9 protein-coding genes and 1 riboswitch are annotated in these 11,883 nt (G+C 59.4%); of the genes, 4 read left to right on the top strand and 5 right to left on the bottom strand.

What is annotated here, in order from left to right:
* Nucleotides 1-10: 10 nt before the first annotated feature.
* From QN377_RS00045 to QN377_RS00035, 3 genes are read left to right on the top strand one after another with little or no spacing between them, the layout of a single operon-like run.
* Nucleotides 11-691, top strand: coding sequence for a C39 family peptidase (locus tag QN377_RS00045; protein ID WP_095000286.1), 681 nt, complete (start codon nt 11-13; stop codon nt 689-691).
* Nucleotides 692-737: 46 nt separating this feature from the next.
* On the top strand, nt 738-1,475 hold the full coding sequence (locus tag QN377_RS00040; protein ID WP_095024693.1) for a hypothetical protein: 738 nt from the start codon (nt 738-740) through the stop codon (nt 1,473-1,475).
* Between the two features lie 46 nt (nt 1,476-1,521).
* The gene (locus QN377_RS00035; RefSeq protein WP_095000288.1) at nt 1,522-2,811 is read left to right on the top strand and encodes a transporter; all 1,290 of its coding nucleotides are present in this window, start codon (nt 1,522-1,524) and stop codon (nt 2,809-2,811) included.
* Nucleotides 2,812-2,859: 48 nt separating this feature from the next.
* Here QN377_RS00035 and QN377_RS00030 read toward each other — a convergent pair whose 3' ends face one another.
* On the bottom strand, nt 2,860-4,185 hold the full coding sequence (locus QN377_RS00030) for a sigma-54 dependent transcriptional regulator (protein ID WP_095000289.1): 1,326 nt from the start codon (nt 4,183-4,185) through the stop codon (nt 2,860-2,862).
* Between the two features lie 333 nt (nt 4,186-4,518).
* Here QN377_RS00030 and QN377_RS00025 point away from each other — a divergent pair, with 333 nt between their 5' ends.
* Entirely contained in the window at nt 4,519-4,785 is a 267-nt protein-coding gene (locus QN377_RS00025) for a hypothetical protein (RefSeq protein WP_095000290.1), read from the top strand.
* Nucleotides 4,786-4,833: 48 nt separating this feature from the next.
* On the opposite strand, the gene QN377_RS00020 is transcribed toward QN377_RS00025, so the two are convergent.
* From QN377_RS00020 to cobW, 4 genes are all read right to left on the bottom strand, one after another.
* The gene (locus tag QN377_RS00020; RefSeq protein ID WP_095038825.1) at nt 4,834-5,388 is read right to left on the bottom strand and encodes a vWA domain-containing protein; all 555 of its coding nucleotides are present in this window, start codon (nt 5,386-5,388) and stop codon (nt 4,834-4,836) included.
* Nucleotides 5,389-5,486: 98 nt separating this feature from the next.
* A complete protein-coding gene (locus QN377_RS00015; RefSeq protein ID WP_095000292.1) occupies nt 5,487-6,491 on the bottom strand; it encodes an ATP-binding protein in 1,005 nt (334 codons plus the stop codon).
* 165 nt (nt 6,492-6,656) lie between these two features.
* Nucleotides 6,657-10,427 carry a cobaltochelatase subunit CobN gene (gene cobN, locus QN377_RS00010; protein ID WP_095019209.1) on the bottom strand — a complete coding sequence of 1,257 codons (3,771 nt, stop codon included), beginning with the start codon at nt 10,425-10,427 and terminating at the stop codon, nt 6,657-6,659.
* A gap of 3 nt (nt 10,428-10,430) precedes the next feature.
* Complete coding sequence (gene cobW / locus QN377_RS00005; RefSeq protein WP_095019216.1) at nt 10,431-11,501, bottom strand: cobalamin biosynthesis protein CobW; 1,071 nt, start codon at nt 11,499-11,501, stop codon at nt 10,431-10,433.
* Nucleotides 11,502-11,594: 93 nt separating this feature from the next.
* A riboswitch (cobalamin riboswitch) is annotated at nt 11,595-11,776 on the bottom strand.
* Nucleotides 11,777-11,883: the final 107 nt, after the last annotated feature.

Below are 11,883 nucleotides of genomic sequence, written 5' to 3'. Positions count from 1 at the left end.
CGTATCAATCATGCGTATTGTCGCCCTCACCCTCTTCCTCGGCCTGAGCGCAATGGCCCATGCCGCACAGATGCCAATCGCTGCCCTGCCTGGCGGCAACCTGGTGTTCAAGCAGGTGCAGAGCATTCGTGAAAGGCGCTTTGCGGATATCGTTGAACAAAAAACCGATTTCAGTTGCGGCGCTGCGGCGCTCGCCACCGTGCTGCGTCAGGCCTATTGGCTGGACGTCAACGAAGACCAGATCATCAAGGGGATGCTGCAAAACGCTGATCAGGATCTGGTTCGCACCCAGGGCTTCTCAATGCTCGACATGAAGCGCTACGTTGAGAGCATCGGCATGCGCGCCCGGGGTTACCGAATTCCGGCGCAGAGCCTTGAAAGCGTGAACATACCCGTTGTGGTGCTACTGGACATCCGTGGCTACAAGCACTTTGTGGTGCTGCAACGCGCGCAAAAAGACTGGGTGTATATCGGCGACCCTGTACTGGGGCACAAGCGCTACTCCCACGCAGATTTCCTCAAAGGCTGGAATGGCATTGTGTTTGCCATCATCGGCCCCGGTTACGACAAGACCAATGCGTTATTGACCCCGCCTGCCCCGCTGACCGCAAAAAACCAGCTCGACGGGTTTAACCCGGTCAAAGACGCAGAACTCATGGACTTCGGTTTTATCCAAAGCGACTTTTTTTAAGGTGCGTCAATCATGACTACGGGGCCCGACGCTCCAGGAGCCGTACATGAATACTTCCATTTGGCTGATTGCCGCATGCCTTGCGACCAGCCTGCACGCCCAGGCGGCGTCCTTTAAACCGGTTGAATTGAAAGACACTGAAATGGCCGAGTTGCGCGGCCGCTATGTGATGCCCGGGCGGATCATCAGTTTCGGCATCGTGATGAACAGTACCTGGACCAGCAGCAATGGTGGCGTAGTCGGCGCCAGTACTTCCATGTATGTGCAAAACACCATTGAACCCAAGTTTTACGTGTCCACTTACAGTTCTGCCGGTAACGGTGCCCCTGGCTCAAACGGCACTGGTTCGGTTACCGGTGGTGCGGGCCTGACCACAGCCCAGGGCGTCACCCAGAGCGTTCGGGCTGCGGGTGACAACAACAGCGCCTATAACAACGTCGACATCAATGTCAGCGAGGCCGACCAGGCCCCCGTGGTCAACCAGCAAGGGGTTTTACTCACGACCAATACGTCCATCACCCAGGCTGCTGGTGCGGGCAATGTGACCGTCTCGGCCACGGCTGGGGGCGTTCAGCTGGCCATCCAGGCCAACAACAATCAAGGCAACTCACTGCAGCAAATCGCCCAGGGTGGCGTATTGCAAAGCACTACTTTGCTGGGCGGCGGTAATAGGGTCAATAACATGGCACAACTTAACGTGGTGCTGGGTAACAACCTGCCCAGCCCCGGCGCGCTCGATTGCAACCTCAATCAATTAAAAGGCCTTCGCAATATGGGTTATTGAACTAGGCTCAGGCTCTACAACTTGGCTTATCTGGACGGCTTATTTCATGCATCGATCGATAACCTTTCGCGCAGTTGTATGTATGAGCACTATATTCCCGTCACCCCTGTTATATGCAGCGGCTGATGCCGATCTAGCGCTACTAAAACAAGAACTTATGGAGCTTCGCCAACGTTACGAACAACAGCAAAAAGCCCTGGCAGTGCTTGAGCAACGGGTGCGTGAAGTTGAGGATCAGCCTGCGACGCCGCAACCCAGGCGCCTGGCCAAATCACCGGCCGACATGAAGGGCAACCAGAACGTTACGGCTGCCAGTGGCACCAGTACCGCTGCACAAGGCAGCTCTTATGGCGCCGCGCTCAAGGATGACTCCGCCCCCGCCCAGAGTGTGGTCAACCTCTACGATGAAGCCAGCGGCTTTTTCGGCGGCGGCAAGTTCAGCCTCGAAACGGGTATTACCTATTCGCGTTATGACACACGCCAGCTGATTCTCAATGGTTTTCTGGCGCTGGATTCAATTTTCCTGGGCAACCTCAACCTCGACCGGATCAAGGCCGACAACTGGACCCTTGACCTCACCGGACGCTATAACCTGGATAACCGCTGGCAGTTTGACGTTAACGTTCCGGTGATTTACCGCGAGAGTACTTACCAGTCCGGCGGGGCCAACGGCGGTGATGCGCAAGCCACTTCAGAGCAAACGGTCACCCGCGACCCGACCATTGGCGACGTCAACTTCGGAGTCGCGTACAAGTTCCTCGACGAGTCGGTCAATACCCCGGATGCAGTCTTCAGCGTGCGGGTCAAGGCCCCCACCGGCAAGGACCCGTTTGGCATCAAACTGGTCAAAGCCTCTGAAAACACCAACTTGTTTGTCCCTGAAGACCTGCCCACCGGCAATGGTGTGTGGTCGATCAGCCCTGCCATTTCCCTGGTCAAGACCTTCGACCCAGCTGTGCTGTTCGGCTCTCTCTCGTATACCCATAACCTTGAAGAGTCATTTGACGACATCAGTTCCACGCAAAACCTGAAGCAGCCTGGCAAGGTCAAACTGGGTGACAGCTTCCAGATTGGCGCAGGGGTTGCTTTTGCCCTCAACGAAAAAATGAGTATGTCGTTTTCCGTCTCCGACCTGATTCAGAAAAAGAGCAAACTCAAGCAGGATGGCGGTGACTGGCAAACAGTTACCACCAGTGATGCCAACGCCGGTTACTTCAATATCGGCATGACCGTAGCAGCGACCGATAACCTGACCATCGTGCCCAACCTGTCCATAGGCTTGACCGACGATGCGCCAGACTTCACCTTCAGCCTGAAATTCCCTTACTACTTCTAAACAGCAAAAGGCCCTCCGCGCTTGAGCGCTGGGGGCCTTTTGCTGTTTTTAACGAATGTGATGCTTGTGCAGTAACCGATAAAATGTCGGCCGCGAAACCCCAAGCACCTTGGCGGCCATGCTCAAATTGTCGCTGTGCCGGTCCAGCACCTCGCACAGTGCCTGGCGTTCGGCGCGGTCCTTGTATTGTTCAAGGGTGTTCATCGTGCCGACCAACAACGGGCGCAACTCCAGGCCCAGATCATGCGCTTCGATCTGCCGCCCTTCGGCCAATACCAGGCCACGACGCACGCGGTTGGCCAGCTCGCGGACATTTCCCGGCCAGCCATGATTGCCCATGGCAATCAACGCCTCGTCACTGAACGTACGCGGGCGACGGCCTGTTTCCAGACTGTAGAAACGGGCAAAGTGACTGGCCAGCATGGCCAGGTCACCATGTCGCTCTCGCAAGGGGGCGGTGGTTAATTGCAACACGTTGAGGCGGTAATACAGGTCTTCACGAAATTGACCGTTGGCGACTGCCGCCTCGAGATCAACATGGGTCGCTGCCAGAATACGAACATCGATGGGGATCGGCTGGTTGCCGCCGACTCTCTCGATGTGTTTTTCCTGCAAAAAGCGTAACAGGCTGGCTTGTAATTCCAACGGCAGATCGCCAATTTCATCCAGAAAAAGCGTACCGCCATTCGCGGCCTCAATGCGTCCAACCCTGCGCTGATGGGCGCCGGTGAAGGAGCCCTTTTCATGGCCGAACAGCTCAGACTGGATCAAGTGGTCGGGAATGGAGCCGCAATTGATTGCAATAAAGGGTTTGCCGTTGCGCTGGGATTGACGGTGCAGTGTGCGGGCGACCAGTTCCTTGCCCGTACCGCTCTCGCCGCGAATCAGGATGGGCGACTGGGTGGGTGCAAATTTGCTCACCGTCATGCGCAGGTCCCGCATCAATCGGCTGTCACCCAGCAGTTCATCTTCCTGTACATCGGACGGGGTTGAAGTTTGCCCTCGCAGGCACGCCATGCCAAAGGCCCGGCCGAGTGTGACCTGGACCCGGGAGACGTCAAAGGGCAAGGTGTGAAAGTCAAAAAACCATTCGCAGACAAAATCCCCCACATTGTTCATTTTCAGTACGTCAGGGGTGAGCGCCGCAATCCACTCGGTACCACTGCGACTGATCATGTCTTTTACCGCTTCGGGACGTTCCAGATGAAAAGGTTGCAGCCTGAACAGGCCAACATCGCAAGAGCGGTCAACAACGGTTGCCAGAGTGCAGCTGTCGACCGCCCAGCCTATGGTTCGCAGACCGGGGAGCAATTCATGACAATCCGCACAGGGATCGACCACCAGCAGACGTCGGGGAGAGGACATTGCAAGCATGACTGTTCCTTGGCGCCAGAAAAACATAAAACAGCATTAAAAACAGTCCCTTGTTCAACTTACGCGTAACCTTAGCAAGCCATTGGGCGCTTTCTGGATCGTTTGTTTATAACCCTAATAGCCAATCAAACTGTACAGCCTCGTTCCAAGAGCAGGGGCGATAGATACACTCACTGAAAATTGATCTGGATCAGTCATATAAAAAAACTTTTAAAAATATGACGAAAGTGTGTGACCTGATGCCCCTCTAAAGTCATCAGTACAAGTAACCAACCGAACGGTAAGCCCAGCCGACGGTTAATCACTTGATGGGCATACTTGAGAGAACACCCTATGAACGCCCCGCTCCGTTTCAACGAAGCTCTTTTGATTGCCGGCCACGCTTTTGAACCTTTTCAATGCGTTGCCTGGGCTGCACAGGATGGTCATGGCGAGTTGAGCCTGACTGTTATCGATCGCACCAATACCCGTATCGGCCGCAAACAGATCCCGCGCAGCGCCTGCGCTGACGCCGCTCAGCTGGAAAGCCTGCTGGCACAAGCCCGCGCCGAGATCAGCAGCGAAGGCTACACCCTGCAGCCTTGGGTCATGCCTGCTTGAGAAGCGGCTGACTGATTTGGGAGCTGGTTGACCAGCTCCCACAAATAATCAGCCATCAATGTGTACATACTCTGCATTCAACTCGGCGGCCATTTGACGCGAGCGGCCCAAACGAAGCGGGCCACGCTCGATATCGATCAACAGTCCCGGGCAGTCAATGGCCGGCAGCGTTGACCACTCTTTCAGTCGGCCATCGGTCAACAGTAAAAAGCGCTGTTGTTCCTCTGGACACTGTTTGCGGCGCCTTTCAAGCCAGTCAGCGACTTCCTGCAAGGCCTCCAGCAAAGGCGTCCCGCCTCCAGCACCCAAGCCCTGCAACCAGTCATTCAAGGCAGCAGACGCCTTGGAGCCGATGACCTGCCACTGCGGCGCCTTTGCGCTGACCGTCATCACCGCCACCCGCACCCGCTGGCGATACGCATCTTCAAACAGTTGGGCCAGCAGCCCCTTGGCGTCACTCAGCGCCTGATGGCGACGGGTTGAAGCAGACGCATCCACCACCACCAGCCAGAGTTCCGGCGCTGCACTTTGCCGGGTTTTCCAGGCCAGATCAGCGTGCAGCCGGGGACGACCGCCGAGCAGGGTTTTCACCCAGTCGATCATCCCGCTGCCGGCGCTGCGGCTTGCGCCTTGCCTGCCCGCAGAGAGCTGACCTGACCGGGGCCTGGCATCCGCCCCCACTGCAGAACGGGGGCGGATGCCTAGGGCTTTTTTGGCCAGCTCGGCACTTCACGGCGCGCGCCCATGGGTTGCACCTGTGCAGGCAGTTCGCCCCACTGGCCCTGCCCCGATTGAGGCGAAGCATTGCTGGCCTGAGGGGGTGACTGCGGTGGTGGTGTTGACGCCTGGCCTTTAGGTTCTCGGCGGCGATGACGCAAGGCAAACTCGGCCACGGCATCAATATCGTCCAGGCTGATGGCCGTGGCCCCGCGCCAGGCGGCATGGGCCCGCGCTGCGCGCAGCCAGACCAGGTCGGCACGCATGCCATCCACCGCGGCGGCAAAACAGCGCTCAGTTACAACAGCCAGAGACTGATCATCCAGAGCGATGCTGCCCAGCCGTTCACGGGCCTGCTGGCAGCGCTCGCGCAAGGTCGTTTGCGCCTCATCCCATTGCGCGCAAAACTTCTGCGGATCAGCGTCAAAGGCCAGGCGCCGGCGGATGATTTCGCTGCGTTCTTCCGGTTGCGGCTGGCCGCTGAGCATCACATTCAGGCCGAAGCGGTCGAGCAACTGCGGGCGCAACTCGCCTTCTTCCGGATTCATGGTACCAATCAGCACGAAACGCGCAGCATGCCGATGGGAGATACCATCACGCTCGACCACATTGGTGCCGCTCGCTGCCACGTCCAGCAGCACGTCCACCAGATGGTCGGCAAGCAGGTTGACTTCATCGACGTAGAGCACGCCGCCGTCGGCCTTGGCCAGCACCCCCGGGGAGAACTGCGCCTTGCCCTGGCCCAGTGCGGCATCCAGGTCGAGGGTACCAACCAGACGCTCTTCGGTTGCGCCCAACGGCAAGGTGACAAACTGGCCGCTGGCAAGCAGGTCGGCCAGACCGCGTGCCAGCGTCGACTTGGCCATGCCGCGCGGGCCTTCGATGAGTACGCCGCCAATTTTCGGGTCAATGGCGGTCAGGCACAGCGCCAGTTTCAATGAGTCCGCGCCGACCACCGCCGATAACGGGAAATGTGGGGTGTCAGTCATGTTTTCGGGCTCCAGATTTTAGAATATTGATCGGCCTCAAAAGCTCCTCACCCCAGCCCTCTCCCAAAGGGAGAGGGGGCCGATTTTTGGTGAGGTATAAATCCTGAACATCCCCCGATCAGTCCCCTCTCCCTCCGGGAGAGGGTTAGGGTGAGGGTTGCCTGGTTACTCTTCCTCTATATCCAGCAACAGATTCTCCAGCGCCGCTTGATACTCCCCCGGTTCACTCCACAGCCCGCGCTGCTGCGCTTCGAGCATGCGTTCAGTCATGTCGCGCAGGGCATGCGGGTTGTGCTCACGCACAAACTCACGGGTATCCGGGTCCAGCAAATAGGCATCCGCCAGCAATGCATATTGATGATCATCGATCAGGTGCGTGGTTGCATCAAAGGCAAACAGGTTGTCCAGGGTAGCGGCCATTTCAAATGCGCCTTTGTAACCATGGCGTTTGACCCCTTCTATCCATTTCGGGTTGGCCGCACGGGATCGGATAACCCGGTTCAACTCTTCCTTGAGCGTACGGATCTTCGGCAGATCCGGCTGGCTGTGGTCGCCGTGGTAGCTGGCTGCGGCCTCCCCACGCAAGCTCTCTACCGCCGCCAGCATGCCGCCCTGAAACTGGTAGTAGTCATTGGAATCGAGCAGGTCATGTTCACGGTTGTCCTGATTTTGTACCACCGCCTGCATCTGCCCCAATCGCTGGGCAAACTGACCGCGGGCCGCCGTGCCTTCATCGGCGCCGCCATAGGCATAACCGCCCCAGTTCAGATACACCTCGGCCAGGTCGTCGCGGCTTTGCCACAAACGCCCATCGATTGCGTTCTGTACCCCGGCACCGTAAGCCCCGGGTTTGGCACCAAACACCCGCCAGCCCGCCTGACGGGCCGCCAGTTCCGGGGCCAGCCCTTCGCGCTCCAGCTGTTCACGCTCGCTGCGCACTTTTGCCGCGAGCGGATTCAGGTCATCAGGTTCGTCCAGCGCCGCCACCGCCTGAACAGCGGCATCGAACAGGCGAATAAGATTGGCAAAGGCATCACGGAAGAACCCGGATACACGCAAGGTCACGTCCACCCGCGGCCGGTCCAGCAGGCTCACCGGGAGGATTTCAAAGTCATCCACCCGCTGGCTACCCGTGGCCCACACCGGGCGCACGCCCATCAGCGCCATGGCCTGGGCGATATCATCACCGCCGGTGCGCATGGTCGCAGTGCCCCATACCGACAGGCCGAGCTGACGCAGGTGATCGCCGTGGTCCTGCAAATGACGCTCAAGAATCAGGTTGGCCGACTGAAAACCGATACGCCAGGCCGTGGTGGTGGGCAAGTTGCGTACATCCACGGAAAAGAAATTACGCCCGGTAGGCAGTACGTCCAGGCGCCCGCGGCTCGGTGCACCACTGGGGCCGGCAGGGACAAAACGCCCCGCCAGAGCATCGAGCAGACCCTGCATCTCGGCCGGGCCGCAGGCATCCAGACGCGGTGCAACAACCCCAAGCAACGCCTCAAAAATCCCTCGCACTTCGCTCCATTGCTCGGTGTCGGGCAATTGCAACGTGCCCGCCAACGCCTGCTCGATCAGATGCGCAGCATACAGTTCCAGACGTTCGCGGGTATCGCCTGCGGTGCGCCACAGCGCCTCGCTGACTGCTTGCAAAGGCGCGGGGCGACGTGCCGTCCAGGGCTCGGCCAGCGCACAGTCCAGCGGATCAAAACTCAGCCCGAAGGCTTTGGCCAACGCCCGCAGCACGCTTGATTGCGCCCCGCGTCCATCACCGCGGGGGATGCGCAGCAATGCCAGCAAGGTGTCGATGCGCAGACGCCCGGCAGGCGATTCACCAAAAATATGCAGGCCGTCGCGGATTTGCGATTCCTTGAGGTCGCACAGGTAGGTATCCAGCCGTGGTAGCCAGATTGCGGCATCGCTGTCGCTGTCGAGGTGTGCGTCCAGTTGCAGCTCGCGGTCGATATGGGTATCGCGCACCAGCTTGAGAATATCCCGTTGCAACTCCCGCGCCCGGCGCGGATCAAGCAGTTGCGCTTCGTAATACTCGTCGGCCAGCAGCTCCAGGTCACGCAGAGGGCCATAGGTTTCGGCCCGGGTCAGCGGCGGCATCAAGTGGTCAATAATGACCGCCTGGGTCCGGCGCTTGGCCTGTGCGCCCTCACCCGGATCATTGACGATAAACGGATAGACGTTGGGCATGGGGCCCAAAATAGCATCCGGCCAGCAGTGTTCAGACAGCCCGACGCCCTTGCCCGGCAACCATTCCAGATTGCCATGCTTGCCCACATGCACCACCGCATGGGCGCCGTAGGTGTTGCGCAGCCAGAAATAAAACGCCAGATAAGCATGGGGCGGTACCAGGTCCGGGTCATGGTAGACCGCACTGGCATCGACCTGATATCCCCGCGCCGGTTGAATGCCGACAAAGGTCAGGCCAAAACGCAGCCCGGCAATCATCAGGCGACCGCTGCGAAACATCGGGTCGTGCTGTGGCTCGCCCCAACGCTCAATCACCGCCTGGCGATTGGCTTCTGGAAGACGATTAAACATCGCCTGGTATTCATCCAGCCCAAGGCTTTGATGGCACGGGCGCAGGTCGAGGCTGTCGAGGTCGTTGCTAACACCGCCCAACAGAGCTTGAATCAACGCGGTGCCGGTATCCGGGAGCTCAGCAGCCACCGGGTAGCCTTCGCCCTGCAAGGCGCGCAAAATATTCAGCGCCGCAGCCGGGGTATCCAGCCCTACGCCATTGCCGATACGGCCATCGCGGGTCGGGTAGTTGGCCAGGATCAGGGCGATACGCTTTTGCGGGTTCGGCACACGTGCCAGCTCCACCCAGCGCCGTGCCAGTTCTGCGACAAAATCCATCCGTTCGGGATGCGCTCTGTAACACACCACATCCGACTGACTGCGCTCACTGCGCCACGCCAGGTCCTTGAAGCTGATCGGCCGGCTGATGATCCGCCCGTCCAGTTCCGGCAAGGCAATGTGCATGGCCAGGTCCCGCGGGCCCAGACCCTGCTCGCTGGCTTGCCAGCCGGGCTGGTTGTCCTGGGCACAAATGGCCTGGATCACCGGGATATTGCGGCGAAACGGGCGCAAATGCGGAGCTTCCGGGCTGGACTGGGCAAACCCGGTGGTATTGAGAATGACCCCTGCGCCAACTTCATCGAGCAAGTCCTGTACCACCGCCAGGCAGCCCGGCTCCTTCAGGCTGGCGACCGCAATCGGCAGCGGATTTAGCCCTGCCGCCTGCAGTCGCTGGCAGAACACATCGACAAATGCCGTATTGGCCGCCTGCAAATGCGAGCGATAGAACAAGAGCGCCGCCACCGGTTGGCCCGGCTGCCAGTCGCCTTGCCAGTCCTGCAGTGCAGGGCTGGAATGGGCCGGATGATAAATGGCAGTACGGGGCAAGGTGTGCGGTTCGTCCCAGGCATAGTCGCGGCCCAGCCATTGGCTGGCCAGGCAACGATAAAGCTGCAGGGCGTTATGCCGCCCGCCCTGGCGCAAAAAGTGCCAGAGCCGCTCCGCCTGTTCGGCGGGTACCGTGCTCAGAGCGCCCAGTTCCGGGTCGGGGCGGTCATCCCCGGGCACCAGAATCAGGGTCACACCGCGTTCAGCCAGTTGCACCAGCCGTTCAATGCCGTAGCGCCAGTAGCCGATGCCACCGTGCAGCGACAACAAAATAACCTTGGCGTGTTGCAGGACCTCATCGACATACAGGTCGACCGAGCCGTGGTTTTGCACCTGCATCGGGTTGGCCAGACGCAGGCTTGGATAATCGTCAGGCAACTGCTGCGCCGCTTCGGCGAGCAGGGCCAGGCTTGAATCACCGCTGCACAGGATCACCAGCTCGGCGGGGGTCTGGCCGAGGTCGGCAATATTGTCGTCCGCTACAAAGCCGCCGGGCTGGGTCCTGAGCAAATGCATGGTTTAGGCGCTCAATGCTGTACGCAGGGTGGACTCGAGCAGGGCCGCGTCCAGGTCCTGGCCGATCAGCACCAGTTTGGTGGTACGCGCTTCGTCGCTGCCCCAGGCGCGATCGAAGTGCTTGTCAAAGCGCGTGCCCACGCCCTGGATCAGCAAGCGCATCGGTTTGCCCGGAATCGCGGCAAAGCCCTTGACCCGCAGAATGCCGTGCTTGACCACCAGTTGGCTCAGAGCATCCATCAGCGCGCGCTCCTCTGCCTGAGGCAGCTCGATAGAGATCGAGTCGAAGGCATCGTGATCGTGGTCGTCGTGGTCATCATCGCCATCGTGATGATGGTCGTGATGGCTGTGGCGGCCATCGATATGGTCTTCCGAACCCGTCTCCAGGCCCAGCAGCACGTCCAGCGGCAAGCGACCGCTGCTGGCTTCGATGATCTTGACCGCCGGTGGCAGTTCTTCAGCCACTTCGGCACGTACACGGGCCAGGTCTTCAGGGCTGATCAAGTCAACCTTGTTGAGAATCACCAGATCGGCACTGGCCAGTTGGTCAGCAAACAGCTCGTGCAGCGGCGACTCGTGGTCCAGGTTAGGGTCGAGCTTGCGCTGGGCATCTACCTGATCCGGGAAGGCCGCGAAAGTGCCAGCCGCCACCGCCGGGCTGTCGACCACGGTAATCACCGCGTCAACTGTGCAGGCGCTGCGGATTTCCGGCCACTGGAAGGCTTGAACCAACGGCTTTGGCAGGGCCAGGCCCGAGGTTTCGATAAGGATATGGTCGATATCGCCACGGCGCGCCACCAGCTCACGCATCACCGGGAAGAATTCTTCCTGCACCGTGCAGCACAGGCAGCCATTGGCCAGTTCATAGACGCGTCCCTTGGCCTCTTCTTCGGTGCAGCCAATAGCGCATTGCTTGAGGATTTCGCCATCGATACCCAGTTCGCCGAATTCGTTGACGATCACTGCAATGCGACGGCCGTTGGCGTTGTCCAGCATATGACGCAGCAAGGTAGTCTTGCCCGAACCGAGAAAGCCGGTAACGATAGTGACGGGGGTTTTGGCCAGTGTTTTCATCGGATGCCCTTTGGCAAAACGGCGGGCATACGGGACGACGGCCGCAAGCAGTGCGCGGTCAGTCTTCGCCACCGGATCACCCCGCCCGGTTGAAGTAAGAATCTGTTACGAGGCAGGTCTCCTGGCTTACGGCTGATACCTACCTTGCGCCTTCCCGCCTGTGAAGCAGTGGCATTGCAAGATCAACGACCGTTTACAGTTGCGGGGGCAGCCGCGGCATACCGCGTTCCCTTCTTAGCTTCGCGCTGCGAAGAACCTCGAACGCGCAAGGCTACGCAGTGCTTTGTAACAGGTCAACACAGATACGTTTAGATACCCTGACCTATTGTGGGAGCGAGCCTGCTCGCGAACGACCTTCGCGAGCTGTCTCTTATACACATCT

It is taken from the genome of Pseudomonas sp. CCC4.1, from assembly GCF_035019225.1.
Taxonomy (GTDB): Bacteria; Pseudomonadota; Gammaproteobacteria; order Pseudomonadales; family Pseudomonadaceae; genus Aquipseudomonas; species Aquipseudomonas bubulae.
Note: the sequence above shows the minus strand (reverse complement) of the source record. Positions and strands in the feature narration are given on the sequence as shown.